At 66.0% G+C, this 24793-nt stretch carries 27 protein-coding genes and 1 pseudogene; 13 read left to right on the top strand and 15 right to left on the bottom strand.

The genetic code is table 11. The annotated features are described in order from the left end of the window. A pseudogene (locus DWA33_RS08770) lies at window positions 1-100 on the top strand (IS481 family transposase); the annotation flags it as partial. 121 nt (window positions 101-221) lie between these two features. Here the strand turns inward: DWA33_RS08770 and DWA33_RS08765 are convergent. Then, window positions 222-839 carry a LysE family translocator gene (locus tag DWA33_RS08765; protein ID WP_114357696.1) on the bottom strand — a complete coding sequence of 206 codons (618 nt, stop codon included), beginning with the start codon at window positions 837-839 and terminating at the stop codon, window positions 222-224. Between the two features lie 127 nt (window positions 840-966). On the opposite strand from DWA33_RS08765, the gene DWA33_RS08760 reads away from it, so the two are divergent. Both DWA33_RS08760 and DWA33_RS08755 read left to right on the top strand, forming a co-directional pair. After that, window positions 967-1284 carry an ArsR/SmtB family transcription factor gene (locus DWA33_RS08760; RefSeq protein WP_114357695.1) on the top strand — a complete coding sequence of 106 codons (318 nt, stop codon included), beginning with the start codon at window positions 967-969 and terminating at the stop codon, window positions 1282-1284. Then, window positions 1277-1750 (top strand): SRPBCC family protein, encoded by a 474-nt coding sequence (locus DWA33_RS08755; RefSeq protein ID WP_114357694.1) that lies wholly within the window; start codon window positions 1277-1279, stop codon window positions 1748-1750. Before DWA33_RS08760 ends, DWA33_RS08755 begins: the two co-directional genes overlap by 8 nt. Window positions 1751-1783: 33 nt before the next feature. On the opposite strand, the gene DWA33_RS08750 is transcribed toward DWA33_RS08755, so the two are convergent. After that, window positions 1784-2632, bottom strand: coding sequence for a DUF2189 domain-containing protein (locus DWA33_RS08750; protein WP_114357693.1), 849 nt, complete (start codon window positions 2630-2632; stop codon window positions 1784-1786). A gap of 406 nt (window positions 2633-3038) precedes the next feature. On the opposite strand from DWA33_RS08750, the gene DWA33_RS08745 reads away from it, so the two are divergent. Both DWA33_RS08745 and DWA33_RS08740 read left to right on the top strand, forming a co-directional pair. Beyond that, window positions 3039-4262, top strand: a complete 1224-nt coding sequence (locus DWA33_RS08745) for an HlyD family secretion protein (protein ID WP_114357692.1) — start codon at window positions 3039-3041, stop codon at window positions 4260-4262. A gap of 10 nt (window positions 4263-4272) precedes the next feature. After that, entirely contained in the window at window positions 4273-5853 is a 1581-nt protein-coding gene (locus tag DWA33_RS08740; RefSeq protein WP_114357691.1) for a DHA2 family efflux MFS transporter permease subunit, read from the top strand. Window positions 5854-6035: 182 nt separating this feature from the next. On the opposite strand, the gene DWA33_RS08735 is transcribed toward DWA33_RS08740, so the two are convergent. Together DWA33_RS08735 and DWA33_RS08730 are read right to left on the bottom strand one after the other, a co-directional pair. Then, window positions 6036-6491, bottom strand: a complete 456-nt coding sequence (locus DWA33_RS08735; RefSeq protein ID WP_114357718.1) for a GatB/YqeY domain-containing protein — start codon at window positions 6489-6491, stop codon at window positions 6036-6038. 204 nt (window positions 6492-6695) lie between these two features. Continuing rightward, the gene (locus DWA33_RS08730) at window positions 6696-7400 is read right to left on the bottom strand and encodes an alpha/beta fold hydrolase (protein ID WP_114357690.1); all 705 of its coding nucleotides are present in this window, start codon (window positions 7398-7400) and stop codon (window positions 6696-6698) included. Between the two features lie 148 nt (window positions 7401-7548). On the opposite strand from DWA33_RS08730, the gene carA reads away from it, so the two are divergent. Together carA and DWA33_RS08720 are read left to right on the top strand one after the other, a co-directional pair. Further along, the gene (gene carA, locus DWA33_RS08725) at window positions 7549-8742 is read left to right on the top strand and encodes a glutamine-hydrolyzing carbamoyl-phosphate synthase small subunit (RefSeq protein ID WP_114357689.1); all 1194 of its coding nucleotides are present in this window, start codon (window positions 7549-7551) and stop codon (window positions 8740-8742) included. A 233-nt stretch (window positions 8743-8975) separates the two neighbouring features. Then, window positions 8976-9497 (top strand): hypothetical protein, encoded by a 522-nt coding sequence (locus DWA33_RS08720; protein WP_114357688.1) that lies wholly within the window; start codon window positions 8976-8978, stop codon window positions 9495-9497. Between the two features lie 252 nt (window positions 9498-9749). On the opposite strand, the gene DWA33_RS08715 is transcribed toward DWA33_RS08720, so the two are convergent. Beyond that, the gene (locus DWA33_RS08715; RefSeq protein ID WP_114357687.1) at window positions 9750-10277 is read right to left on the bottom strand and encodes a Dps family protein; all 528 of its coding nucleotides are present in this window, start codon (window positions 10275-10277) and stop codon (window positions 9750-9752) included. A gap of 278 nt (window positions 10278-10555) precedes the next feature. On the opposite strand from DWA33_RS08715, the gene DWA33_RS08710 reads away from it, so the two are divergent. Then, window positions 10556-11251, top strand: coding sequence for a class I SAM-dependent methyltransferase (locus DWA33_RS08710; protein ID WP_114357686.1), 696 nt, complete (start codon window positions 10556-10558; stop codon window positions 11249-11251). A 260-nt stretch (window positions 11252-11511) separates the two neighbouring features. Here DWA33_RS08710 and DWA33_RS08705 read toward each other — a convergent pair whose 3' ends face one another. Next, window positions 11512-12621 (bottom strand): ATP-dependent DNA helicase, encoded by a 1110-nt coding sequence (locus DWA33_RS08705; protein WP_114357685.1) that lies wholly within the window; start codon window positions 12619-12621, stop codon window positions 11512-11514. 75 nt (window positions 12622-12696) lie between these two features. Then, a complete protein-coding gene (locus DWA33_RS08700) occupies window positions 12697-13527 on the bottom strand; it encodes a transglutaminase-like domain-containing protein (protein ID WP_114357684.1) in 831 nt (276 codons plus the stop codon). Between the two features lie 228 nt (window positions 13528-13755). On the opposite strand from DWA33_RS08700, the gene DWA33_RS08695 reads away from it, so the two are divergent. Genes DWA33_RS08695 through DWA33_RS25135 form a run of 3 tightly spaced genes read left to right on the top strand, consistent with a single transcriptional unit; the run spans window position 13756 to window position 14556 of the window. Continuing rightward, window positions 13756-14025 (top strand): hypothetical protein, encoded by a 270-nt coding sequence (locus tag DWA33_RS08695; protein WP_114357717.1) that lies wholly within the window; start codon window positions 13756-13758, stop codon window positions 14023-14025. A gap of 38 nt (window positions 14026-14063) precedes the next feature. Continuing rightward, window positions 14064-14342, top strand: a complete 279-nt coding sequence (locus tag DWA33_RS08690; RefSeq protein WP_114357683.1) for a DUF1488 family protein — start codon at window positions 14064-14066, stop codon at window positions 14340-14342. A gap of 58 nt (window positions 14343-14400) precedes the next feature. After that, a complete protein-coding gene (locus DWA33_RS25135; protein ID WP_167443155.1) occupies window positions 14401-14556 on the top strand; it encodes a hypothetical protein in 156 nt (51 codons plus the stop codon). Window positions 14557-14564: 8 nt separating this feature from the next. On the opposite strand, the gene DWA33_RS08685 is transcribed toward DWA33_RS25135, so the two are convergent. Further along, the gene (locus DWA33_RS08685; RefSeq protein WP_114357682.1) at window positions 14565-15593 is read right to left on the bottom strand and encodes a carbon-nitrogen hydrolase family protein; all 1029 of its coding nucleotides are present in this window, start codon (window positions 15591-15593) and stop codon (window positions 14565-14567) included. A gap of 115 nt (window positions 15594-15708) precedes the next feature. Between DWA33_RS08685 and DWA33_RS08680 the strand changes: the two genes are divergently transcribed. Next, entirely contained in the window at window positions 15709-16713 is a 1005-nt protein-coding gene (locus tag DWA33_RS08680; RefSeq protein ID WP_114357681.1) for an AraC-like ligand-binding domain-containing protein, read from the top strand. Between the two features lie 129 nt (window positions 16714-16842). Here the strand turns inward: DWA33_RS08680 and flbD are convergent, their stop codons facing one another. The 6 genes from flbD to sciP form a co-directional block, all read right to left on the bottom strand. Then, the gene (flbD, locus tag DWA33_RS08675; protein ID WP_114357680.1) at window positions 16843-18222 is read right to left on the bottom strand and encodes a sigma-54-dependent transcriptional regulator FlbD; all 1380 of its coding nucleotides are present in this window, start codon (window positions 18220-18222) and stop codon (window positions 16843-16845) included. Window positions 18223-18267: 45 nt separating this feature from the next. Next, the gene (gene fliN / locus DWA33_RS08670) at window positions 18268-18615 is read right to left on the bottom strand and encodes a flagellar motor switch protein FliN (RefSeq protein WP_114357679.1); all 348 of its coding nucleotides are present in this window, start codon (window positions 18613-18615) and stop codon (window positions 18268-18270) included. 17 nt (window positions 18616-18632) lie between these two features. Next, entirely contained in the window at window positions 18633-19259 is a 627-nt protein-coding gene (locus DWA33_RS08665; protein ID WP_114357678.1) for a FliH/SctL family protein, read from the bottom strand. After that, complete coding sequence (gene fliG, locus DWA33_RS08660) at window positions 19259-20347, bottom strand: flagellar motor switch protein FliG (protein ID WP_114357677.1); 1089 nt, start codon at window positions 20345-20347, stop codon at window positions 19259-19261. Before fliG ends, DWA33_RS08665 begins: the two co-directional genes overlap by 1 nt. A 6-nt stretch (window positions 20348-20353) precedes the next feature. Then, entirely contained in the window at window positions 20354-21967 is a 1614-nt protein-coding gene (gene fliF / locus DWA33_RS08655) for a flagellar basal-body MS-ring/collar protein FliF (protein WP_114357676.1), read from the bottom strand. Window positions 21968-22165: 198 nt separating this feature from the next. After that, the gene (gene sciP / locus DWA33_RS08650) at window positions 22166-22441 is read right to left on the bottom strand and encodes a CtrA inhibitor SciP (protein WP_011156827.1); all 276 of its coding nucleotides are present in this window, start codon (window positions 22439-22441) and stop codon (window positions 22166-22168) included. Between the two features lie 230 nt (window positions 22442-22671). Here sciP and DWA33_RS08645 point away from each other — a divergent pair, with 230 nt between their 5' ends. Then, window positions 22672-23136 carry a hypothetical protein gene (locus DWA33_RS08645; protein ID WP_114357675.1) on the top strand — a complete coding sequence of 155 codons (465 nt, stop codon included), beginning with the start codon at window positions 22672-22674 and terminating at the stop codon, window positions 23134-23136. Here the strand turns inward: DWA33_RS08645 and DWA33_RS08640 are convergent. Continuing rightward, window positions 23108-24703, bottom strand: a complete 1596-nt coding sequence (locus DWA33_RS08640; RefSeq protein WP_114357674.1) for an FAD-binding oxidoreductase — start codon at window positions 24701-24703, stop codon at window positions 23108-23110. The genes DWA33_RS08645 and DWA33_RS08640 overlap by 29 nt on opposite strands. Window positions 24704-24793 lie beyond the last annotated feature (90 nt).

Genomic DNA, 24793 nt, shown 5'->3' with positions numbered 1-24793 from the left:
TCGATACAATTGGCACCGGCCCCACGGCGGCATAAAGTCACAAATACCCATCAGCCGCCTCGGCCTGTCCGAGGACAACCTGTTGAGGCTCCACATCTAGCCGCCGGGCCGCAAATCTCCCGCGTCATTGGAGCCGAAGGCGAAGCAATCCAGCCATGCCGAGCACTCGGCCTGGATTGCTTCGTCGGCGTCGCTGCCCGCGATGACGGAAAGGCCGTCCCTCACTTCGCCCGGCTGAGCGCCAGCCAGACGCCGCCGCCGATCATGAAGCCGCCCGAGATCCGCGACAGCAGCCGCGTCCGCCGTGCCGAGAACATGCTGCGGGCGCGGCCGGCCAGCAGCGCGTAGATCGCATCGGTCACCGCCACGATCGCCATGAAGGTGACGCCGAGCAGCGCCACCTGCGGCACCGTCTCGCGCTGCATGTCGACGAATTGCGGAATGAACGCGCCGAAGAACACCAGGACCTTCGGATTCGCCAGCAGCACGACGAGGCCCTGCAGCAAGAACCCGCCGCGCGGCGGCGGCGGCGGCTGATCGGCCGACAGGCCTTCGACCGGACGGCGGATCAGGCCGATGCCGAGCCATACCAGATAGGCGGCGCCGAGAAACCGCACCCAATCGAACCAATAGCCCATCGTCGCCATCAGCGTCGTCAGACCGGCGGCGACCAGCGCGATCACCAGGCCGAGCCCGACCTGCGCGCCGGCGATGTTGAGCAGCGCGGCGCGGGTGCCGTGACGCAGGCCGTTGGCGATCACCAGCGTCACCACCGGCCCCGGCAGCAGCGCCAGCACGATGCAGGCGCCCACATAGGTCAGATACAGTTCGAGAGACATCGGTTACCCATCCAATTTCGAAGTTCGCATCACGATAGCAGGCCGGCCTGGCCGCATCGACCGCCGCGACGACATCGCTGCGCGGCGAAGCTTGACATGCAACCTTTTAGTTGCCTATTCTGGCCCCATGTACGACGAGGTGTTCAAAGCGCTGGCCGACGCATCCCGGCGCGATCTGTTGGACCGGCTCCATGCCCGCAACGGGCAGACCTTGAACGAGCTCTGCGACGGCCTCGCCATGACGCGGCAGGCCGTGACCAAGCACCTCGCAATTCTCGAAGCGGCCAATCTGGTCGCGACGGTCAGGCATGGCCGCGAGAAGCTGCACTACCTGAACCCGGTGCCGATCCACCAGATCGGCGAACGCTGGATCAGGAAATTCGAGCGCGGCCGTCTCGCGGCGCTCGGCAACCTCAAACGAAAACTGGAGGAACGCGATGAGTAAGCCTGAATTCGTCTATGTCACCTTCATCAAGACCACACCGGAGACGCTGTGGCATGCTTTGACCGACAGGGCGTTCACCGAGCGCTACTGGTACGGTTGCAGCCTGACCTCGGACTGGACCGCCGGCGCGCCGATGCGGATGGAAAAAGCCGGCCGGATCGTCAACGAGGGGGTGGTGCTCGAATCCGATCCGCCGCGAAAGCTGTCGTACAGTTGGGTGTCGGTGTACGATGAAGAGATGCGCAAGGAGCCGCCGTCGCGCGTGACCTATCTGCTCGAGCCGAGCCACGGCGCGATCAAACTCACCGTGATCCACGAGGGCTTCGCCGAACACAGCCGGACGCTGCCGGATATCTCCACCGGCTGGCCGATGGTGCTGTCGAGCCTCAAGAGCATCCTGGAGACCGGCCAGCCGCTGTCATTTGCTCCTCCGCCGCACACGGCAGCGGAAGCCGCCCATCTGTAGGTCGGAGATCAGCGCGCCGGTCGGATCGACCAGTCAGCCCGCGGCGGCGCGTTTCGGCATCGCCACCACGTTGCTGACCGCCTCGGAATCCTCGGCGGTCGGCAGTTCGGCCGCGACCGGCGCGACGATCCTGCGATACAGATGCCATGTGGTGTGGCCGAGCACCGGCAGCGTCACGATCAGGCCGAGGAAATACGGCAGCGCCGACACCGCCAGCAGCACCACGATGGTGGCGGCCCATCCGATCATCGGCAGCGGGCTTTTCACCACCGCGCGGACGCTGGTCACCATCGCGGTGACGAAATCGACGTCGCGATCGAGCAGCAGCGGGAACGACACCACCGTCAGCGAGAACAGCACCAGCGCCAGCCCGGCGCCGACGCAATTGCCGACCGCGAGGAACACCAGCCCCTCGTTGGTGGTGAGGACCGCCGAGATGAACTCCGGCAGGCTGCCGAACGAGGCGCCGACGCCGAGGAACAGCGCGATCAGCAGCCGGACCTGGTACATCCAGATCACGAACAGGAACAGCGTGACGAACGCCATCCAGCCGAGTTCGCTGCGGCTGCGCATCAGCCCGAGAATCTGCAGCATCGACGGCCGCGTCCCCGCCTCGCGCTGCCGGCTGACTTCGTACAAACCGAGCGCGACGAACGGCCCGATCAGCGCGAACCCGGCGGCGAGCGGATAGGCCAAATACACCATATGGAAGGCGGTCAGACAGGCGAGGATCAGCAGACCGCCCGCGGCATAGAACGCTCCGAACGCGAGGCCGTACAGCGGCGCGGCCTGGAAGTCGCGCAGGCCCTGACCCAACGCTTCCGCGATGTCGGCGATCGTGATCCGCCGCACCACCGGATCAACCTTACCGGAGATCGACATGGTCGCTCCTCCCTGGCTCGTGGCATTAGTTGCTGTTAGTTGCAATCATTAAGAGCCGCGTCGCGACATCCGTCAATCACTTCGCTGCAGATGATCACCTGCAGCGATGCATGGCGATTAGTTCCCGCCGCGCCGCACAACTAATTTGCGGTGCAAAATCCCGCCGAAACGATCCGGTTAGCACGCGAACGGAATGGATTTTCCCCGGACGCCAGTCGCCGGGTATGCCCAACGTCCCTATCAGGTCGCTGTTCACACCCGTGTGAACGGTGTGCAGCGCCGAAGCCCCGCCATGCGGAGATCGCCGTGAAGCGATGCGCTCGGCGCGGGTTTCATCATGGAACCTGTTGTGCGCTGCAGTGTTGCCGGCCATGGCGTGGCGACGGCCGCGCGCACGAGAATTCCCATGACAACCATCGACAGTCCTTCTTCCGCCGATCCGGATGGCGCTGATCGCGAACGCCGCCCGGCGGTGGCGCGGCGCGATGCAGCCGCATCGCTCCAGCCCGGCGAATCGCCGCCGCGGGCCGAGCAACGCCAGGCCGAGGCTCGCCCCGAGGACCGCGATTCAGGCGGCGACAGCAATGCAAAGCCGCAGGCCGGCCTCAAGGCGCTGATCGGCCGTCATCCGATCGCCGCCATGGTGGGCGCGGCCGTGCTGATCGCCGCGATCGTCGCAGGGGTCGCCTGGTATCTGTACGCCCGGCATTTCGAGAGCACCGACGACGCCTTTATCGACACCCGCACCGTGCTGATCAGCCCGCAGGTGTCTGGCGCCATCACCGCCGTCAACGTGACCGACAACCAGGTGGTCAAGGCCGGCGCGCTGCTGGCGACCATCGACCAACGCGACTACAAGGCCGCGGTCGACCAGGCCGCCGCGCAGATCCGGCAGGCGCAGGCGTCGATCGCCGATATCGCGGCGCAGATCGGCGCTCAGCAGGCACAGGTCCAGCAGGCCAATCAGCAGGTCCAGGAGGCCGAAGCGGCCTACAATTTCTCGGCCGAGGAGAACCAGCGCTATCAGGAGCTGGTGCAGAAGGGCGCCGGCACCGTGCAACGCGCCCAGCAGGCGGAGTCCGACTTCCGCGCCAAGAAGGCCGCGCTCGACGCCGCGAATGCCGCCAGGCTCGCAGCGGTCCGTCAGGTCGACGTGCTGCGCGCCAAGGCCGAGCAGGCCGAAGCGCAGCTGCAGGCCGCGCAGGCGCAGAAGGAACAGGCCGACACCAATCTGCAGCGCACCGAGTTGCGGGCACCGACCGATGGCCGGATCGCCAAGCTGACCGGCGCGGTCGGCGCGCTGGCCTCGCTCGGCCAAGCCATCATGGTGCTGGTGCCGCTCGATGTCTGGGTCACGGCGAATTTCAAGGAGACCCAGCTCGAACTGATGCGGGTCGGCCAGCCGGTCGACGTCGAGGTCGACGCCTATGACCGCAGCTTCCACGGCCGCGTCGACAGCATCCAGGCCGGCAGCGGCACCGCGTTCAGCCTGCTGCCCGCCGAAAACGCCACCGGCAACTGGGTCAAGGTGGTGCAGCGCGTGCCGGTGAAGATCACCTTCGATCAGCGGCCCGACGTTCAGCTCGGCCCGGGTATGTCGGTGGTGGCGACCGTCACCGTGCGTCCGTGAGGCCGGCGCGATGCAGGCCGAGCCGCAACAGGGCGAATACGGCGCCAATCCCTGGCTGATTGCGATCCTGGTGTCGGTCGCGACCTTCATGGAGGTGCTCGACACCACGATCGCCAACGTTGCGCTGCGCTACATCTCCGGCGGCCTCGCGGTGTCCAGCGACGAGGCGTCCTGGGTGGTCACCACCTATCTGGTGGCCAATTCGATCGTACTGTGCGCCTCGGGCTGGATCGCCCAAATGTTCGGCCGCAAGAACTTCTTTCTGGTGTGCATCGCGCTGTTCACCGTGGCGTCGCTGCTGTGCGGGTTCGCCTGGAATCTGCAGTCGCTGCTGGTGTTCCGGATCATGCAGGGGCTGGCCGGCGGCGGCATGACGCCGGTCGCCCAATCGATCCTGGCGGCGGCGTTTCCGCCGGCCAAACGCGGCCAGGGCTTCGCGCTGTACGGCATCGCCGTGGTGGTGGCGCCGGTGGTCGGGCCGACGCTCGGCGGCTGGCTCAGCGACAATTTCTCCTGGCACTGGTGCTTCCTGATCAACGTGCCGGTCGGCATCGTCACGCTGGCGCTGATCTATCTGATCATCCCGCAGTCGAAGACGCAGCGCGAGGCCCGCGCCAAGCTGTGGGCCAAGGGATTCAATTTCGACATCGTCGGCTTCCTGCTGGTCGCGACCTTTCTCGGCGCGCTGGAAGTCGTGCTCGACCGCGGCCAGGTCGACGACTGGTTCGGCTCGAGCTTCATCGTCGGCTTCGCGGTGCTGTCCGTCCTGGCGCTGATCGCCTTCGTGCCGTGGGAGCTGTCGCGCGAGCAGCCGCTGATCGACATCCGGATGCTGGCGCAGCGGCAGTTCGGCACCTGCTTCGTGATCATGCTGGCGACCGGCGCACTGTTGATCGCCACCACCCAGATCCTGCCGCAACTGCTGCAGGAGCGCTACGGCTACACCGCGACGCTGGCCGGCCTGGTGATCTCGCCCGGCGGTCTCGTCACCATGGTGATGATGGTGATCGTCGGCCGGCTCGGCGGCGTGCAGCCGCGCTGGCTGATCGCGCTCGGCGCCACCATCGCGGCCGGCGCGATGGTCGACCTGCTGCGGCTGTCGCCGGACGCCGACTACTGGTACTTCGCGATGTCGCGGATCTATCTCGGCATCGGTCTGCCGCTGATCTTCATCCCGATCACCACCGCGTCCTACGACGGCATCCCGCCGGACAAGACCGATCAGGCCTCGGCGATGATCAACCTCGCCCGCAATTTCGGCGGCTCGATCGGCGTTTCGGTCAGCCAGACCGTGCTGGCGCAGCGCGAGCAGTTCCACAACAGCCGGCTGGTCGAGCACATCGGCGCGTGGAATCCGGTGCTGCACGACACCCTCGCCGGCATCCAGAGCTATCTGAGGAGCCAGAATGCCACCGGCGACACCGCCGGCGCCGCGATGGCGCTGATCGGCCGCATCGTCGAGAACCAGGCGGCGCTGCTCGCCTATATCGACGTGTTCGTCGCCCTCGCCGCGATCGCCGCCCTGATGATCCCGCTGGCGCTGTCGCTGCGCACCGTCGACCGCAGCGCAAAGCCGGCGATCGGGCATTGAGTTTGGTGAGTCATTCCGGGGCGCGAGCGACAGCTCGCGAGCCCGGAATCCCGCAGTTATCCCGAAGAAAGGCATAGCAGGGGGCGCGGCCGTCACGCAGCACGACGTCGAGATTCCGGGTTCGCCGCTCCGCGGCGCCCCGGAATGACGGAAGAAAGGCTCGCGCGAACCGCAGCGCGCGCCTAACCCGTCAGCGCCGCCTTCACCAAGCCGCTGGCTTTGCCGAAGTCCATCTGGCCGGCATATTTCGCCTTCAGGGCACCGATCACCTTGCCCATGTCCTTGATGCCGGCGGCGCCGGTCTCGGTGATGGTGGCGGCGATCGCGGCCTTCATCTCGTCCTCGGACATCTGCTGCGGCAGGTAGGCCTGGATCACCGCGATCTCGGCGCGCTCCTGCTCGGCGAGCTCGGCGCGGCCGCCCTGGTCGTACAGGGCGACCGATTCCTGGCGCTGCTTGATCATCTTCTGCAGCAGACCGAGCAGATCGCCGTCGCTCAAAGGCGGCTTGCCCTGGCCGCGGGCTTCGATGTCGGCATTCTTGATGGTCGAGTTCACCATCCGCAGCGTCGACAGCTTGCGCTCGTCCTTGGCCTTCATCGCCTCTTTCACGGCGGTGTTGATGTCGTCGCGCAGCATGTCGGGCTCCTTCGGATCTTCGTCGGGACCGTCATTGCGAGCGAAGCGCAGCAATCCAGGGCTCTGCATCCGGGACTCTGGATTGCTTCGTCGCGGAGCCTGTGCCCGGACGGCGCGAAGCGCCGATCCGGGTGCTCCTCGCAATGACGAGGGGACGGTCGTTTTCAACGCCTGATGTAGGCGGTTCGGCCGCCTGAAACAACTCTAGTTCCGCAGCCAGCCCGCCAGCGCGGCGGCGGTGGCGGCGGGCTGTTCGATCTGCGGCAGGTGCCCGCAATCGGGGATGATCACCAGTTTTGCCCCGGCAATGCCGTCGGCCATCTCCTGCGACAGGCTGTTCGGAATGGTGGTGTCGGTATCGCCGGAGATCACCAGCGTCGGACAGCGGATCGTGCCCAGGGTCGGACGGGAATCGGCGCGGGCGATGATGGCGCGCTGCTGGCGGACGAAGCCGGCGGCGCCGACGTCGTCGCCCATGTCGTGGACGATTCTCTGCAGCGCGGCGTCGTCGCGGCGCGACGGGTGGACGAAGCCGGGATACAGCTCCTCCAGCACCGCATGCAGCCGGCCGGCCTCGGCCTCGCCGATCTGGCGGGTGCGGCGCTCGGTGGCTTCCGGACTGTCGGGGCGGGCCTGGGTGTTGATCAGCGCCAGCTTGGCGACCCGGTCGGGCGCCTCGCGCATGATCTCGAACGCGATGTAGCCGCCCATCGAATGCCCGGCGAGCGCGAAACGGGCCGGGGCCTCGGCGAGAATCCGCCGGGCGATCGCCGCCATGCTGTCGTCGCGGATGTGGTTGGCGACCGTGACCGGCGCCCCGCACGCCCACAGCGCCGGCACGATTTGGGCATAGATCCGCGGCGACCCCGCCAAACCCGGCACCAGCACCACCGGCAATGATGTGTCCATGCAACCTCTCCCCACGCACGATTCTGCCCCTGCGCCCGCCGCGGAGCCTAGGACAGCCAAATTCCCTGTCAAATCTCGTCCAAAAGCGAACAATTCGAGGGGGTCCGCGCTTTGACGTCGGCAACGCCCGCGACTATGTAGTGCGCTCATGACCAATTCAGCATCCAATCCCGCCTGGCCGGACCACAAACCGACCGCGCTGCTCGTGCTCGCCGATGGCACCGTGTTCGAGGGCTTCGGCCTTGGCGCAGAGGGCCACGCCGTCGGCGAGGTCTGCTTCAACACCGCGATGACCGGCTACGAGGAGATCCTGACCGATCCGTCCTACGCCGGGCAGCTCATCACCTTCACCTTCCCGCATATCGGCAACGTCGGCACCAACGACGAGGATATCGAGACGGTTAACATGGCGGCGACGCCGGGCGCGCGCGGCGTCATCCTGCGCGGCGCCATCACCGATCCGTCGAACTATCGTTCGTCGCGTCATCTCGACGCTTGGCTGAAGGCGCGCGGCATCATCGGGCTGTCGGGCATCGACACCCGCGCGCTGACCGCGCTGATCCGCAGCAAGGGGATGCCCAACGCGGTGATCGCGCATGCGCCGAACGGCCAGTTCGACCTCCACGCGCTGAAGGAAGAGGCCCGGGAGTGGCCCGGCCTGGAAGGCATGGACCTGGTGCCGATGGTCACCTCCGGCCAGCGCTTCACCTGGGACGAGACGCCGTGGGCGTGGGGTGAAGGTTTCGGCCGGCAGGACAAGCCCGAGTTCAACGTCGTCGCGATCGACTACGGCATCAAACGCAATATCCTGCGGCTGCTCGCCGGCGAAGGCTGTAAGGTCACCGTGGTACCCGCCACCACCTCGGCCGAAGACATCCTGGCGATGAAGCCTGACGGCGTATTCCTGTCGAACGGCCCGGGCGATCCGGCTGCCACCGGCAAATACGCGGTGCCGGTGATCCAGCAGGTGATCTCGTCCGGCGTGCCGACCTTCGGCATCTGCCTCGGCCACCAGATGCTCGGCCTCGCCCTCGGCGGCAAGACCGTAAAGATGCATCAGGGCCACCACGGCGCCAATCATCCGGTCAAGGATCTCACCACCGGCAAGGTCGAGATCACCTCGATGAACCACGGTTTCGCGGTCGACAAGTCGACGCTGCCGGCCAACGTGCAGCAAACTCACATCTCGCTGTTCGACGACAGCAATTGCGGCATCGCGCTGGCCGACAAGCCGGTGTTCTCGGTGCAGTATCACCCTGAGGCGTCCCCGGGCCCCCAGGACTCGCATTATCTGTTCCGCCGTTTCACCGATCTGATGCGCGCGAAGAAGGCCGCCGCGTAATCGCGGCGGACTTACTGATATCATCCTCTCGACGTGTCATTCCCGGGCGCGAGCGTAGCTCGCGAACCCGGAAGCTGATCGGCGCGCAGTCACGTCTGAGTTCCGGGTTCGCGCCTGTCGGCGCGCCCCGGAATGACGTCTATCAGGCAGGTAACGGGTGCGGGAACGCCCGGCGCGCACTCACGTTATCCCAGCAAGAACTACTCACATTCCCTGCATGCGCTGGAGACGCCATGTCGCTTGCCCGCGACCAGATCAAGCCGCTTGCGCTGGTGTTCGATGACGACGGGCTGATCCCGAACAACCCGTTGCCGCTGCTGCTCTACAAGCATGCGTTCGATATCGGAGAGCGCGATCCGGAGCAGGCGGTCGAGGATCTGTTCGCACGCAATGGTTGGGGCGATCGTTGGCGCAACGGCATTTTCGACTACCAACACTATCACGCCACGGTGCACGAGGCGCTCGGCGTCGCACGCGGCCGGGCGATGGTGCTGTTCGGCGGCGAACAGGGCGAGGCGATCGAGCTGACGCCTGGCGACATCGCAGTGCTGCCCGCCGGCACCGGCCACAAATGCCTGTTCGCCAGCCATGACTTCAGGGTGGTCGGCGCCTACCCGCCAGGCCCGAAGATGCAGGTGACGCGGCCGACGCCGGACAACTACCGGCGTGCGCTGCAATCGGTTCCACGGGTGCCGCTGCCCGAGACCGATCCGGTGTTCGGCAAGGACGGGCCGCTGCCGAGGCTGTGGAAGTAAGCGCCGCATCTCAAATTTTCGCAGACGCTCCCGGTCACCTCTCCCCGCACGCGGGGAGAGATCGGATTGCGCAGCAATCCGGGTAAGGGGGCGCCTCCGCAAGGCCGAGCGTCTGATAAATCGAAGGAGCTATCTTTAGTGCGCGTGTCGCCTCTCACCCCAACCCTCTCCCCGCGAAAGGCGGGGCGAGGGAGTTCGCTGTGCTCGGGGTAAGTTCTCTTCTCAAATAGGCTCGTCTCGAGCCCGCGCCGCTTACGCTTCGTTGGCGCCTTCCTGGCGGGTGGCTTCGAAGAGGAACCAGGTGCGCTTTTCGGTCTCGTCGATGAAGTTCTCGAGCAGACCGGCGCTGGCCGCGTCCTTGCACTCGTCGACGATCTCGTGCGCCTTGCGCATCGCGGCGGCGACTTTCTTGTTGTCATTCATCAGCTCGCGCAGCATCTCGCGCGGCGGCACGTAGTCGTCGTTGTTGTCCTGGATGGTCTGCAGCCGGGAGATATGGCTGATCGAGCGCAGCGTAGTGCCGCCGACCTTGCGGACGCGCTCGGCGAGCTCGTCGGTGGTGGCAAGAATCTGCGCCGACTGCTCGTCGAGCAGCAGATGATAATCGCGGAAGTGGCGACCGCTGATGTGCCAATGGAAGTTCTTGGTCTTCAGATACAGCGCGAACGAGTCGGCGAGCAGGCCGTTCAGCGCGGTCGAGATCTTTTCCACCGCCTGCGGCGGCAGGTCGGTCGGGGTATCGAGTTCGGGGGCGACGGAGGCGGATTTGGCTTTGGTCACGATGAGAATCCTGCAGTGAGGCGGTTGACGTCCAGGGCGAACGCAACGGTCGGCGGGACGGCCGGGCGCGGAAGATCCAAGCCGGTCCTGGAAAGCGCGTCTTGGATGTTTCGGCTGTGCATTGTGTTTCCCGCGAAACACGTTAGACCCCTCGGCAACGCGCGGCGTGCGGCGGCGTTCCATTTGTGGAACAGCCATGCGGAGCGGGCAGCGCTCGACCGATCGGCCAGGAGTGGCCGCGTTCGGCTTGGTTTGGGCGGATGTTTTCGGGGTCACGGATGGACGACTGGATCGACTATTACGACTCCACACACACCATCTATGTCAGCAACCGCCACCGCGACGTGCATTTTGCCGAGATCGCCCGCGACATCATCGGCTATATTCCCTCCCCTGGCGCAGTGGTGCTGGACTATTCCTGCGGGGAAGCGTTGTCCGCCCCGACCGTCGCTGAAGCCTGCGGCAAGCTGATCTTGGCCGAACCGGCCCCCGGCGTGCGCGGCCGGCTGATCGCCCGCTACGCGCTCAACACCAAGATCAGGGTGCGGTCGCTGGACGATCTGCGCACCATGCCGGAAGGCTCGGTCGATCTGGTGGTGATGAATTCGGTAGCGCAATACATGACGCCGGCCGAGCTCGACCAGGCGTTTGCGGTGATCAGGCGATTGCTGTCGCCGCCCGGCGGCCTGGTGCTCGGCGATATCCTCCGCCCCGAGGTCGGGATGCCGCGAGACGTGCTGGCGCTGCTGATGATGGCGCGCCGCCACGGCTTCCTGACTGACGCGCTATGGGGACTGGCGCGAACCGCGCTGTCCGACTATCGCGAGCTGCGCACCAAGATCGGCCTGCAGCGCTACAGCGAGTCCGAGATGCTCGCCAAGCTCGCCGCCGCCGGCTTCACCGCCCGCCGCGCCGAACACAACATCGGCCACAATCCCTGGCGAATGACGTTCGTGGCGCGGAAGGCGGAGTAGCTGTCGGATCGCGACCACCTGGAGCTCACTGCCTGGGGCGCCCTCACCCCACCCCTCTCCCGCAAGCGGGAGAGGGAGCAAGTAGTGCTCGGGGAAGTTCTCCGATCAAGTACATTTAGATTCGCGAGAGCCCCCCTATCTCTTGAGTGCAACTCGCGCGCTTTTCGCGCCTGGCGCTGCCGCCGGCGCAGCGAACTCCCTCTCCCGCTTGCGGGAGAGGGCTGGGGTGAGGGCGACGCGGGCACAGACGGAGTGCTGCGCTAGACCACCACGCTCAGCCGCTTCGCCGCCCTGGTGATGCCGGTGTAGAGCCAGCGGGCGCGGCTGTCCTGGAAGGCGAAGCTCTCGTCGAACAGCACGACGTCGTCCCACTGCGAGCCCTGGCTCTTGTGCACGGTGAGCACGTAGCCGTAGTCGAACTCGTCGTAGGGCTTGCGCTGGTCCCACGAGATGTCCTCGATGCCGCCGGCGAAGCATTCGTTGCGCACCGAAACCTTGGTCAGCCGGCCGCCGAAATCCTCGTCGGGCGTCACCCGCAGGGTGATGATCTTGGTCTTGATCGGCGAGCGCGACTTGACCCGCCACAGCCCGCCGTTGAACAGCGCCTTCTTGCGGTTGTTGCGCAAGCACACCAGCTTGTCGCCGCCGACCGGGAACGGATCCTCGATGTTCAGGCGCTGGCGGAAACGCGCGTTGTAGGCGCGCCGCGTGTTGTTGCGGCCGACCAGCACCTGATCGGCGTCCATCACCCGCTGCGGATCGAGCTGATCGCGGCTCACCACTTCGGTTTCGCCATAGCGGCCGCGTTCGAGCCCCCGGCCCTCACGCACATCCATCGACAGCCGGACGATCGGGTCGTCCTGCGCCTGACGATGCACTTCGGTCAGCATCACGTCGGGCTCGGCATTGGTGAAGAAGCCGCCGCCCTGGATCGGCGGCAACTGCGCCGGATCGCCGAGCACCAGGAGCGGACAGTCGAACGACATCAGGTCGCGGCCGAGTTCCTCGTCGACCATCGAGCATTCGTCGATGACGATCAGCTTGGCCTTGGAGGCCGGCGCGTCGTCCCACAATTCGAAGCTCGGCTGTTCGACACCGCTCTCCTTGGTGCGGTAGATCAGCGAATGGATGGTGGAGGCGTCGTCGCAGCCCTTGTTGCGCATCACCAGCGCCGCCTTGCCGGTGAAGGCGGCGAACTTGACCTCGCCATCGACGCCCTCGGCGATCTCCCGCGCCAGCGTGGTCTTGCCGGTGCCGGCATAGCCGAACAGCCGGAACACCAGCGGCGTACCGTTACGGCCTGGCTTGGCCTTGAGCCATTCGCCGACAGCTTTCAGCGCCTCGTCCTGGACTGGGGTGAAGGTGGTCATGGGATCTCGCGGGCAGACCACGCGGCGGGCAACGCCCGCAGCGACTCGGTGCCGGCAAGCTAGCGCGTCGGGCGCTCAGTGCAAGCCGGCGACGGCCGTCTCGTCGATCTCGTCGGTCCACACCTTGAAGCTGACCAGGGTGTTGGGGCCGAAGGTTTGGGTGATCGGGACATCGGCGGCATCGCGGCCCTGCGCGATCAGTACCCGGCCGAGCCGCGGCACATTGTTGCGCGGATCGAACGTGTACCAATGGCCGCCGATGAAGGCTTCGAACCAGCCGGCGAAGTCGCCGGCCGCCCATGGCTTCGGGGTACCGACGTCGCCGAGATAGCCAGTGCAGTAGCGCGCCGGAATGTTCATGCAGCGGCACAGCGCAATCGCCAAATGGGCGTAATCGCGGCAGACGCCGCGCCCCTCGTCGAAGGCCTGATGCGCCGTGCGGGTGGCGCGGGCGTGCTGGTAATCGAACTTGATGTGATTGTGCACGAAATCGCAGATCGCCTGCACCCGCGGCCAGCCGGGAGAGGTCTTCTCGAACATCTTCCACGCGGTATCGGAGAGAAGATCAGTCTCGCAATAGCGGCTGCCGAGCAGATACACGATGGTGTCGGCCGGCAGATCCTCGATCGCACGTTGAGTCGCCGACGGCACCACCGGATCCGGCACGCCGCTGTCGCGCACGATGCCGTCGGCGGCGAGCCGCATCCGCCCCGCAGGCGCCACGAGGCGGCTGCACCAATTGCCGAACATGTCGCGATACGGCGTGATCGGCACCGGCGGATCGACGGTGAGGAAATCCGGAACGATGATGTCGGAGGCGCGGCTAAAGTGGGTCCCGAGCACCACGATCATCGGCGTCGGTTGCGGGAAGTCGTAGATCATCTCATAGCCGACGCGGAGCTTCATGAGTTCGGCTTCTCCGCCATCGCGCCGTGGGCCTGATCGGAACTGATCGCCGGCTGCCTGCCTTAAATGGCGATCACGGGCCGAAAAACAAGCTGCCGCGACGTGGCAGGGCCGATTGCAACGAATTCGATGGCTATCACGGATGAAAAGGCGCAGCATGGTCGGCAATCGTCGGGACGCGATACAGCGCGACCGGCGCTCGGACGCAGCGGCCCGAAGGAGGCGTCCATGACTACGCGAACGCGCCGCGAGACCATCGTCTTCGCTCATCCGTTTCGGCTCCGCGGCATCGACCGCGAATTGCCGGCGGGAGCTTACGCCGTCGTCACCGACGAAGAACTGATCGAAGGCCTGTCGTTCCCGGTATTCCGCCGCGTCGGAACCATGATCACGGTCGCCTGTGCGCCGCCACATCAGGCCTCGGTCGAAATGATCGCAATCGAGCCCGACGCGCTGCGAGACGCGCGGCAAGCCGATCGCAGTACCAGCCGCCCCTGACACGCGCGGCGCCGCCCGTAACACGAGGATGATCCACCATGAGCTTCACCAGCGGCAACTTTCGCGGCTACGACGAGGACCGGTCCGTGGTGCTGTTTTCGATGATCAACGATTTGACCGAAGTGCCCTGCGCCATCAGCTCCGACGCAATGGACTTTCTCGACGGCGCAAAACGGACGCCCCCGGCGCAGCGCGAGCAGCAGTTCATGCGGCTGCGCGAAAGCATCGAACGCTGCGCCGAGCGCAAATTCGCCAATGCCGAAATGGAAGGCCGGCCTCCTGGGATCATTCTGCGGCGGCTGGATTTTCGCGGCTGATACGGATTTGACTCCGGCATCCGGATCGCCATCTTCCGCAGAAGCGGAAGGATGAGAAATGCAGCGAATTGCGACCTGGCTGTTCTATGGCGTCGGCGCCCTCGCCTGCGTTTATCTGGCTCTGTACGCCTATGCGATGCTGACCGCGCCGAAGCTGGTGCCGGGCGAGCCGATCAAAATCTACCGCAATCCGGACGCCCCGAAATATTCGTGAGGCGTGGCTCAGGCGTCTTCGGCGGCCGCCGCCGACGCTGCCCGAACGGGTGCCGCCGGCGGCGCGCTTTCGAGAGGTGAAGCGAAGTATTCGACGCGGCGGGCCGGCCTGTTGTTGAACAGCAGCCGGGTCACGTCCGGACGTGAGTAGTGACCGGCGGGGTCCGCGGAGGCCTTGGCGAAGGGGATGAGGTCGAGGTCGATGTCGGCCATGACCAGCCCTTCTTCGTGCGGATCGAGATTGGCCCCGATCGATCGCCCGTCGGGCGCAAAGATTCGCGCGAATCCACCGCCGGTGGGACACATTGCTTCCTTCATCGGATCGCCCTGACAAAGCATCGCCTGCTGCTCCTCGCCGACCACGGCACAGGCGGCGATGACGAAGCAGCCGCCTTCGACGGCATAGATCATGCTGGCGCCGCCGCTGACAGTGGGGCCGTAGGCGTAGGCCTCGTCGGAAACCGCCGACAGGTTTGGCCATGCGGCGCAATGAATCTGCTCGTTCTGGCTGTACATCGCGTATTTGCTGAGGGGTTGCAGATGCTCCCAGCACGCCAATTGTCCGACCCGGCCGATCGACGTCTCGCACACGGCGAGATCGCTGCCGTCGCCTTCGCCGAACACCGTCCGTTCGACGTGGGTCGGTTTCAGCTTTCGGCGTCGCTTGATGACCTCACCGGTCTCCGCATAATGCCACTGCGCGATGTACAGGCTGCCGCCGTCCCGCTCGGACAATCCCATCGACACCTGGATATTGTTGCGGCGGGCGGCGTCCGCGATCGCCTGGTCCTCCGGGCCACCGGCCTGCAGGCTGTTCTCGAAGTAACGACCGAAGAACTGCATCGACCAGGCCGGTGCGCCGAGCCAGATCTGATTGGGATAGCCGGGCAGCCACGTCTCCGAGAACACGACGAGCTTGCAGCCCTGTCGCGCGGCCTGTTCGATCAGGTCGATCGCTTTGGCGACGCCGGCACGAAGATCGAGAAACGCGGGTACCGCCTGCACAGCGGCCACCTTAAACTGCTTCGACGTCTGCATTGTCGTCCTCCGGGGCAGATTGCTCCTTGGAGGATAGCGCCGGCCCAACCACGCGCTTTCGTATTTGGGCGCCGAATGATTTGAAATTTGCCCGGCTCGATATAGAGTTCGTCACGTGCCCCAGCAGGCGAGCAAGGCGATGCTCACACGATACGACGCGGCCTTCGTGCGACCTCGCGATCGGGTCGCTTATTTGCGCGACGCGGTATGCGCGAGCTATGTTCAGCTCTCGTGCGAAATCACCGACCCGCGCGATGTCAGAGGCGCAATCGAGATCAATCACTTGTCGAACTTGTCGGTCTCGGAAGTGAGCGGTTCGGGCGGCAAGGTCAGACGCCGCCCGGACGACATCCGCCGCGCCTCGGAGGAGTTCTTCCTTCTCAGCCTGCAGCTCGAACGCGCCGCAACCGTCAGCCAGCGTGGCCAAACCGCCCGACTGCATCCCGGAGACATGGCGGCCTACAGCAGCACGGAGCCCTACGATCTCCGCATGGAGAGCGATTTCCGTCAGCTCGTGCTGCAGATCCCGAAAGCCTCATTGTTGCTCCGCGTCCCCAATGCGGAGCTGGCGCTTGGCAAGCGGATCGATGGAGCCTCCGCCCTCGGACAACTGGTCGGCCAGAGCATCCTGCGCTTCGGCAAGCACACCGCTGACGCGGACGCTACGCTGAACGATCAGCTCGCCGACCTTCTGGCCGATCTGTTTGCGACAGCTCTTACCAGCGTCGCGACCGGCCCGATCGAGCTGAAATCCTCGTCCCGGCTCCTTCTGCTTCGCGCGCAAGCGATCATTCGGCACCGATTCCGTGATGCCGAGTTCGATCGGATCGCGCTCGCCAAATCGGTCGGGATATCGGTACGCCGACTTAACGAGATCTTTGCGACGCAGCAGACCTCGGCGAGCGAATTCATCCGCGAGACGCGCCTGCAGATGGCTGCGGAGGAATTGAGCGATCGCCGCCGGTCCGGGCTTACGGTGAGCGACATCGCAATCCGAAACGGCTTCGGCAGCTTTTCGCATTTCTCCACAGCGTTCCGGAAGCGATTTGAGGCATCGCCACGCGAATGGCGGCGGGCCGGATCGCATCAGGTCCGAAAGCTGCGTTCCACCCTGGATTAGGCCGCGAAAGGGTGCGCGAGGCTGGTGTTTCCTCTCCGCCCCACCTCCTTTCAGGAGGAGGGGCGGAGGAGAGACCTTCCAGAGGGGGCCGGAGGGCTCTCTTCAGGATTGGAGGAGCTCGATCGGCGGTCAGGCCGTCTGCACGAAGGCGCGCGGTTCGCCGCCGCCGGCGGGTGGGATCGGCAGGCCACCGTCGGCGTATTCGTTGAGCTTGTTGCGCAGCGTGCGGATCGAGATGCCGAGGATGTTGGCGGCGTGGGTGCGGTTGCCGAGGCAGTGCTTCAGCGTTTCCAGGATCAGGTCACGCTCGACGTCCGCCACGGTGCGGCCGACCAGCGAGCGAGTGACCTGCTCGGCCGCAAAGGTGGCGTGCGCCACTGCCGGCGGCGTCTTGGTCTGATCGAGCCGATCACCTTCCGGGGTGATGATCGCCTCGGGGCCGATCTCGTCGCCTTGCGCCATCAGCACGGCGCGGTGAATGGTGTTCTCCAGTTCGCGGACGTTGCCCGGCCAGCGATTGGTGGTGAGCACGCGGCGCGCTTCGGCCGACAACGGCCGCAGCGGCACGCCATTGGCATCGGCGTATTTCTTGGCGAAGTGCTGCGCCAGTTCGAGAATGTCGGCCGGGCGCTCGCGCAGCGGCGGGATCTTCAGATTGACGACGTTGAGACGAAACAGCAGGTCCTCGCGGAAGGTGCCGGCACGCACCGCTTCGGCCAGATTGCGGTTCGAGGTGGCGAGGATGCGGATATCCACCGGCACCGGGCCTTTGCCGCCGACGCGGTCGATCACCCGCTCCTGGATGGCGCGCAGCAGCTTGGACTGCAGCCGCACGTCCATTTCCGAAATTTCGTCGAGCAGCAATGTGCCGCCGCTGGCTTCCTCGAACTTGCCGATGCGCCGCGCCACCGCGCCGGTGAAGGCGCCCTTCTCGTGGCCGAACAGCTCGGATTCCAGCAGATGCTCGGGGATCGCCGCGCAGTTGATGCTGATGAACGGCTTCTTGGCGCGGTTCGAGCGGCTGTGGACGTAGCGCGCCAGCACTTCCTTGCCGGTGCCGGACTCGCCGGTGATCATCACCGACGCTTCGGAGCCGGCGATCTGCTGCGCCAGCTTCACCACCTTGGCCATCGCGTCGTCGCGGTACACCAGCTCGCGACTGTCGTTGGCGACCGCCGCCAGCACCGCGGCGATCAGCTCCGGATCCGGCGGCAGCGGGATGTACTCCTTGGCGCCGGCGTGGATCGCGGCGACCGCGGCGCGGGCGTCGGAGGCAATGCCACAGGCGACGATCGGCACGTGGATGTGTTCGGCCTCCAACCGCATCACCAGATCGCGGATGTCGATCGCGACGTCGACCAAGAGCAGGTCGGCGCCCTTGCCTCCGCGCAGCACTCGCATCGCTTGTTCGTTGTCGGCGGCGTGGGTGACAGACGCGCCGTTGTCGATCGCGATCTTGGTCGCGGTGGTGAGCTGGCCCTTCAGGGTGCCGACGATGAGAAGCCGCATGGATTGCTCCTGGATATCCTGCCGCGCGGGTCCCGCGCGCTCGCGTTAGGTGTCCGCCTTGATGATTTCCGTCATGGTGACGCCGAGCTTGTCCTCGACCAGCACGACCTCGCCGCGCGCCACCAGGCGGTTGTTCACGTAGATGTCGATCGCCTCGCCGACGCGGCGATCGAGCTCCAGCACCGCACCGGGCCCGAGCTTGAGCAACTCGCCGACGTCCATCTTCGATCGGCCGAGCACGGCCGAGACTTGCACCGGCACGTCGAACACCGCCTCGAGATCGGCGGCGACGCGCGAAATCTGTTCGTCGTCCTGATAGCCGACGTCGGCCAGCGGCGGAGCATCGGCGCCGTTGAGGTCGGGAAGCGGCACCTGGCCGTCATTGTCGCCCATGTCTCACCTTCCTCCAATCATCGGCCGCTGTTGCGTGATGCCATGTAGCGGCCCACCAGTTCGTCGATCTTGGCCTCGACCGCGGCGCGCTCCAGCACCACGCCGCCGTCGGCCCACTCGATCTTGCAGTCGCCGCCGGCGATTTCCGGATCCGCCAGCAGCACCAGGCGCCCGGCGAAGCCGCTCTGCTTGGCGAGCAGTTCGATGCGCTCGCGCGCGGCCTCGTACAGCGAGTCGTTGATCCGCACCACCAGATGCGGCGTCGCCACCAGGTGGCGGAAGCAGTCGCCGACCAGTGCGGTGATCTCGGCGAGCGGCTCGGCGGCGACCAGTTCGCCGCACAGCTTGCGCGCCGCTGCAACCGCGACTTCGACAGCCTCGGTCTCCATCCGGGTTTCGACGCCGCCGATCCCGCTGGCGATCACGTGCATCGCCTGCGCGATCTGCTCCAGCGCCATCGCGCTGCGCCGCTGCGCCTCGACCATGGCCTCGTTCTGACCGGCGGCGAAGCCGTTCTGATAGCCGCGCTGCTCGGCGGCGGCGACCGCCTGCGCCAGTTCGGCCGCGGCGATGGTCTTTTCGCGGACCTTTTCCGGTGCCCCGAAATCGTCGTTGAACAGGAATTTCTGCGCGGGAGCGGCCATCAGTACACCAGTTCGTCGTCGGCGCGGTTCTTGGTCAGCACGATCTCGCCCTTCGCGGCGAGATCCTTGGCGAGGTTGACGAGCAGCGCCTGCGCCTCGTCGACGTCGCGCAGCCGCACCGGACCGAGCGCGGCCATGTCGTCGAGCAGCATCTTGCCGGCGCGCGACGACATGTTGCCGAGGAAGAAGCCGCGGACCTCTTCGTTGGCGCTCTTCAGCGCGATCGCCAGCTTGTCCTTGTCGATGTTGCGCATCAGCGTCTGCGCCGAGCCGGCGTCGAGCTTGACCAGGTCGTCGAAGGTGAACATCAGCGCCTTGATGCGCTCGGCGGACTCGCGGTTGTCCTCTTCCAGCGAGGTGATGAACCGGGTCTCGGTTTGGCGGTCGAAATTGTTGAAGATCTCCGCCATCACCTCGTGGGCGTCGCGACGGCGGGTCTGCGACAGGTTGGACATGAATTCGGAGCGCAGCGTCTTCTCGACGCTCTCGATCACTTCCTTCTGCACCGCCTCCATCCGCAGCATGCGGTTGATGACGTCGAGCGCCATGTCCTCGGGCAGGATCGCCAGCACCTTGGCGGCGTGCTCGGGCTTGAGCTTCGACAGCACCACGGCGGTGGTCTGCGGGTACTCGTTCTTCAGATAGTTGGCGAGCACCTCTTCGGAGACGTTGGAGAGCTTCTCCCACATGTTACGGCCGGCGGGACCGCGGATCTCCTCCATGATGCCGGAGACCCGGTCGGCCGGCAGGTATTTTTGCAGCAGCCGCTCGGTGGCGTCGTAGTTGCCCATCAGCGCACCGGACGCCGACATCCGCGACACGAATTCGAGCAGCAGATCCTCGACGGTTTCCGGTTCGATGGTGCCGAGCGTCGACATCACCGAGGACAGCTCGCGGACTTCCTCGTCGTCGAGCAGGCTCCAGATCTTGCCGCCGTACTGCTCGCCGAGCGCCAGCATCAGAATCGCGGCGCGCTTCGGCCCGCTCAGCGGCTTGCTCGGCGGCCGGCCGCTCTGACGCTGCGCCAGCGTCGCGACGACGGTGGCGATGTCATCCTGACTGGTAGCTGGGACGGAGGCGTCGGCCATGGCGGATTAGGCGGCGGGTTCGGCCAGCCATTGACGGATAATGGCGGCGGTTTCGTTGGGATTGCGTTCGGCGAGTTCACCGACCCGGTGCACGGACTGGGCGTGCACCTGGCCCTGCACCTGGGCGATGTCGATCATGCTGGGCATGCCCGGCGCCACTGGCTGGCCGTCGGCACCGATCTGCGGCACGGTGCCGTCGGCCAGCGCCGGCAGGCCCGGCGTTTCCGGCGCCGACTCGGCGGCGAGGATGCGCTTCACCAGCGGACGGATCACCATGAACAGCACCACCAGGCCGAGCAGGAACATCACCCCGAGCTGGATCATGTTCATGATGTCGTCCTTGGTGAACTGGAACATGCCCATCAGCCCGGCCGGCTCCGGCAGCTTCTCGATCTGCGGCGCTTCGGCGAACTTCAGATTGACGACTTCGATCTGGTCGCCGCGCTTCTGGTCGAAGCCGATCGCCGAGCGCACCAAGGCGGCGATGCGGTCGAGTTGCTCCTTCGGCCGCTCGGCATAGACCAGTTCGCCCTTGTCGTTCTTGGTGTAGACGCCGTCGACCAGCACTGCGACCGACAGCCGGTTAACGCGGCCGGCCTCGGTGACCTCGGTCTTGGTGACGCGCGAGATCTCGTAATTGTTGGTCTCTTCGGACTTCTTGCTGACGTCGCGTGCGCCGGCGCCCTGCCCCTGGTTGGCGCCGGGCAGCTCGTTGTTGACGGTGACCTGACCATCGGCGGCCGAGGTCGCGGCGGATTCTTCGCGGGTCTGGCTCGACCTCAGCACCCGGCCTTCCGGGTCGAACTGGTCGGAGGTCTGGGTGATCTTGTTGTAGTCGAAATCCGCCGAAACCTGGACCCGGGCGCGGCCGGAGCCGACCACCGACGAAACGATGCCCTCGATCTGGTTACGCATCCGCTTTTCGAACGCGGCGCGGCGCTCGTCGCTGGTGGCGCCTTCCATCTGCTCGCCGCTGGCCGAGCCGTCGGCGAGCAGCTGGCCGGCCTCGTCGACGATCGACACCCGCTGCGGCTTGAGGCCGTTGACGGCGGAAGCCACCAGATGGCGGATGGCGCGGACCTGCTGCGGCTCCAGCGCGCCGCGCACCCGCAGCACGATCGAGGCCGACGGCTCCGGCGCCTCGCGCGAGAACAGCGGCCGCTCCGGCAACACCAGATGCACCCGCGCCGCCTGCACCCGGTCGATCGCCCGGATGGTGCGCGACAGCTCGCCTTCGAGCGCGCGCAGATGATTGATGTTCTGGACGAAGCTGGTGGTGCCGAGCGCGTCCGACTTGTCGAAGATCTCGTAACCGACGCCGCCGCCCTTCGGCAGGCCGCCTTCGGCGAGCTTCATCCGCAGCCGCGTCACCTTGTCCTTCGGCACCAGCAGAATCGCGCCGTCATTGCGCATCTCGAACGGAATGCCCTGGCGCTCCAGCTCCTTGATGATGCTGGACGAGTCCTCGACGCTGAGATCCGTATAAAGAGTCGTCATCTGCGGCTGCGACACCCGCATGATGACGAAGGCGAAGAAGCCGAGCAGAGCGACCGAGACGGCGATCATCGCCATCAGCCGCGCGGCTCCCAAGCCTTTGAGAAAACTCAACAGATTCTGCAAGGACCAGCCCCTCGGATGCGCGACGCGACCGACCGGCGGGCTCAGCCTCCCGCACGGCTAGGCAAATCTTGCCTATGGGATGGTTTCCATATGGTTAACGAATCTTAACGGACCGCAAAAACCGCTGAAAATGCTGAAAGCCGGCTTCCCGAAATGGGGCCGGCTTTCGTCAAATCGTCAGAACCTGGAAGGATTCGTTTACTGGCGATACTGCTGGATTCGGGTGGTGCGCAGGCCAGCGAGACCATGATGGTCGATTGAGAACTGCCAGGACAGGAATTCGTCCACGGTCAGGGTGTACCGGCTGCACGCCTCTTCGAGCGAGAGCAGACCGCCGCGGACGGCAGCGACGACTTCAGCCTTCCGGCGGATGACCCAGCGCTTGGTGCCGGGTGCAGGCAGGTCGGCGATCGTCAAGGGGCTTCCATCGGGCCCGATCACGTATTTTACCCTCGGGCGGTGGGGCTCTGTCATGGCGTACTCACAACTCGCAAAGCACTCAACTCACACGATTAACCTAAGCGCCCCGGCTTAAAATTTGCCTAAGCAGGCTGCAGGATTGTGCGTGTCGATGTTAGCAAACCGGTAACGAATAGCCGGCCCCAAAGGGTGTCGACGCCGCGACCTGATGCGATTACGTGGTCGAGCCGCTAACCGTCAGGTTCGGCTTTCGAAGCGGCACGCGATCGACTAGTGCTTAACGTATGAGTGATGACAGCGCGCCGGCAACGAAGCCCACGAGCAATTCACCTGTCGCTGGCAGCGACGGCGCGCTCGCAATCGTACTCGACGACGCGACGCTGACTGCGGTCGATCAATGGGCGACACGCCTGCAACTGCCCCGCAGCGTAGCGCTCGCCCGATTGGTGCAGCTCGGACTCGGCATCGCATCCGGACCGCGGCCGCCCCTCATGGTGGCACCGGACCGCGCGGTCGAACTCGCCGCATCACAGATTCACGCGCTGATCGATCAGGACGCACCGCTGGAAGAACGCGACCGGCGGATCGCACGGTTGGTCGAAGGCCCGCCGGAATTCGTCGAAGCGCGGGTCGACCTGCCACGCCGCCGCGCCACCGATCGTCTGCCGCCCGGCGACCCCGCGCTGTCGCCGCCTGCACCGGGCACGCCGCAGCGCCGCGCTACGGATCGATCAGCACGCCCGGATTGAGCATCGCCTGAGGATCGAGCTCGCGCTTGGCGGCCCGCAGCGCGGCGGCGAACAATTCGGGACGCTGGCGGTCGTACCATTTGCGATGATCGCGCCCGACGGCGTGGTGGTGGGTGATGGTGCCGCCGGCCGCGATCAGTGCGTCGCTGGCCGCATCCTTGATCGCCTGCCATTGCTCGAGCAGCGCGCCGTGCCGGCCGAGCGCGTGAAACGAGAAGTACGGCGCCGGTCCGTCCGGATAGACATGGGTGAAGCGGCAGGTGACTTCGCCCTCGATCCCGGTCGCATCCAGGATCGCCTGCTCGGTCGCTGCCTTGACCCTGTCGTGGGAACTTTCGAATCTTTCCCAGGTGATCGATGTCTCGAAGGTGTCGTTGATCAGGCCGGCGGGTGTGAGGAATTCGCGCGCGTAGGGCATCCGGATGAAAGCGTTGCGCCACAGCCCGGCGGCGCCTTCGAGATGCGCCGACGACGCTTCGGCCTCCTCTTTGGTACCGCCGTGATCGGCGCAGCATTGCAGCGCCCGCGCCATCCAAGGCTCGACCGGATGATCGCCGCTCTCGAACGCCAACACCATGATCGCGACGCTGCCGTCGGCAGCGCCGGTGTTGTACGCCTCCTGCGGATCCAGGATGCGGCAGTTCGACGGATAGAGGCCGGCCTGCGCCACAGCCCGGACCGCGCGCGCCGCGGCGAAGAAGCTCGGGAAGCGCACCGAGGCGCCAGCGCGAAAAGTGGGCCGCGCCTGCAACCGCATCCACGCCGCAGAGATCACGCCCAGGGTGCCTTCGGAGCCGATGAACATCCGATCGGGGCTTGGCCCAGCGCCGGAGCCCGGCAGCCGCCTGGTCTCGACAACGCCGCGCGGCGTCACCACGCGGAGGCTTTCGACGAAATCGTCGATATGGGTATAGAGGCTGGCGAAATGACCGCCGGAGCGGGTCGCGATCCAGCCGCCGAGGGTGGAATATTCGAAGCTCTGGGGGAAATGCCGCAGCGTAAAGTTGTGCGGCTTGAGCTGCGCCTCCAGCGCCGGGCCGTAGGCGCCGCCCTGGATCAGCGCCGCGCGCGAGGTGGCGTCGACTTCCAGCACCTTCCCGAGGTGGCGCAGATCCAGCGTCACGGCCGCATTGTAACGGCTGCCCTCGACCCGGCATTCGACACCGCCGCACACCGACGAGCCACCGCCGAACGGCGTCAGGGCCGCGCCGGCGCCGCCGGCCCAATCCATCACCGCGGCGATCTCGGCCTCGTCGCGCGGATAGGCGACCACGTCGGGCGCCGCGTCGTAGTCGCCGAGCATGCCGCGGACATAGTCCGGATAGGATTTGCCGTAGGCGTGTGCGGCACGGTGATAGACGTCGACCGCACAGATTTCGGACAGCGACTTCGGCGGTACGATCCGCGGTTCGCGCAGCTTGATATCGTCGAGCCTGGCGACCTCGATGGTCTCGAACCCGTCGCGGCTGAACTTCGCCTGATACCGGCCGAGCACGAAGGCCTGCTCGGCCTCGGTCATCCCCTCGCCTTCCCGCCCCCAGCCGTAATGCTTCAGCCGCGCGCCCATCGTCGACCTCCCCGTTGTTCGCCGGCGAGGTACCGATGCCGCGCCGATCGACGGGTAGTGTGACGGGCAATACCGAGGCCGGCAAGCCGG

This window comes from Rhodopseudomonas pentothenatexigens (genome assembly GCF_900218015.1).
Taxonomy (GTDB): Bacteria; Pseudomonadota; Alphaproteobacteria; order Rhizobiales; family Xanthobacteraceae; genus Rhodopseudomonas; species Rhodopseudomonas pentothenatexigens.
Note: the sequence above shows the minus strand (reverse complement) of the source record. Positions and strands in the feature narration are given on the sequence as shown.

What these genes read in the sequence shown, in the direction of transcription:
- DWA33_RS08765 (WP_114357696.1), bottom strand. Translation starts at nt 839, where the DNA reads ATGTCTCTCGAACTGTATCTGACCTATGTGGGCGCCTGCATCGTGCTG.
- DWA33_RS08760 (WP_114357695.1), top strand. Translation starts at nt 967, where the DNA reads ATGTACGACGAGGTGTTCAAAGCGCTGGCCGACGCATCCCGGCGCGAT.
- DWA33_RS08755 (WP_114357694.1), top strand. Translation starts at nt 1,277, where the DNA reads ATGAGTAAGCCTGAATTCGTCTATGTCACCTTCATCAAGACCACACCG.
- DWA33_RS08750 (WP_114357693.1), bottom strand. Translation starts at nt 2,632, where the DNA reads ATGTCGATCTCCGGTAAGGTTGATCCGGTGGTGCGGCGGATCACGATC.
- DWA33_RS08745 (WP_114357692.1), top strand. Translation starts at nt 3,039, where the DNA reads ATGACAACCATCGACAGTCCTTCTTCCGCCGATCCGGATGGCGCTGAT.
- DWA33_RS08740 (WP_114357691.1), top strand. Translation starts at nt 4,273, where the DNA reads ATGCAGGCCGAGCCGCAACAGGGCGAATACGGCGCCAATCCCTGGCTG.
- DWA33_RS08735 (WP_114357718.1), bottom strand. Translation starts at nt 6,491, where the DNA reads ATGCTGCGCGACGACATCAACACCGCCGTGAAAGAGGCGATGAAGGCC.
- DWA33_RS08730 (WP_114357690.1), bottom strand. Translation starts at nt 7,400, where the DNA reads ATGGACACATCATTGCCGGTGGTGCTGGTGCCGGGTTTGGCGGGGTCG.
- carA (WP_114357689.1), top strand. Translation starts at nt 7,549, where the DNA reads ATGACCAATTCAGCATCCAATCCCGCCTGGCCGGACCACAAACCGACC.
- DWA33_RS08720 (WP_114357688.1), top strand. Translation starts at nt 8,976, where the DNA reads ATGTCGCTTGCCCGCGACCAGATCAAGCCGCTTGCGCTGGTGTTCGAT.
- DWA33_RS08710 (WP_114357686.1), top strand. Translation starts at nt 10,556, where the DNA reads ATGGACGACTGGATCGACTATTACGACTCCACACACACCATCTATGTC.
- DWA33_RS08705 (WP_114357685.1), bottom strand. Translation starts at nt 12,621, where the DNA reads ATGACCACCTTCACCCCAGTCCAGGACGAGGCGCTGAAAGCTGTCGGC.
- DWA33_RS08700 (WP_114357684.1), bottom strand. Translation starts at nt 13,527, where the DNA reads ATGAAGCTCCGCGTCGGCTATGAGATGATCTACGACTTCCCGCAACCG.
- DWA33_RS08695 (WP_114357717.1), top strand. Translation starts at nt 13,756, where the DNA reads ATGACTACGCGAACGCGCCGCGAGACCATCGTCTTCGCTCATCCGTTT.
- DWA33_RS08690 (WP_114357683.1), top strand. Translation starts at nt 14,064, where the DNA reads ATGAGCTTCACCAGCGGCAACTTTCGCGGCTACGACGAGGACCGGTCC.
- DWA33_RS25135 (WP_167443155.1), top strand. Translation starts at nt 14,401, where the DNA reads ATGCAGCGAATTGCGACCTGGCTGTTCTATGGCGTCGGCGCCCTCGCC.
- DWA33_RS08685 (WP_114357682.1), bottom strand. Translation starts at nt 15,593, where the DNA reads ATGCAGACGTCGAAGCAGTTTAAGGTGGCCGCTGTGCAGGCGGTACCC.
- flbD (WP_114357680.1), bottom strand. Translation starts at nt 18,222, where the DNA reads ATGCGGCTTCTCATCGTCGGCACCCTGAAGGGCCAGCTCACCACCGCG.
- fliN (WP_114357679.1), bottom strand. Translation starts at nt 18,615, where the DNA reads ATGGGCGACAATGACGGCCAGGTGCCGCTTCCCGACCTCAACGGCGCC.
- DWA33_RS08665 (WP_114357678.1), bottom strand. Translation starts at nt 19,259, where the DNA reads ATGGCCGCTCCCGCGCAGAAATTCCTGTTCAACGACGATTTCGGGGCA.
- fliG (WP_114357677.1), bottom strand. Translation starts at nt 20,347, where the DNA reads ATGGCCGACGCCTCCGTCCCAGCTACCAGTCAGGATGACATCGCCACC.
- sciP (WP_011156827.1), bottom strand. Translation starts at nt 22,441, where the DNA reads ATGACAGAGCCCCACCGCCCGAGGGTAAAATACGTGATCGGGCCCGAT.
- DWA33_RS08645 (WP_114357675.1), top strand. Translation starts at nt 22,672, where the DNA reads ATGAGTGATGACAGCGCGCCGGCAACGAAGCCCACGAGCAATTCACCT.
- DWA33_RS08640 (WP_114357674.1), bottom strand. Translation starts at nt 24,703, where the DNA reads ATGGGCGCGCGGCTGAAGCATTACGGCTGGGGGCGGGAAGGCGAGGGG.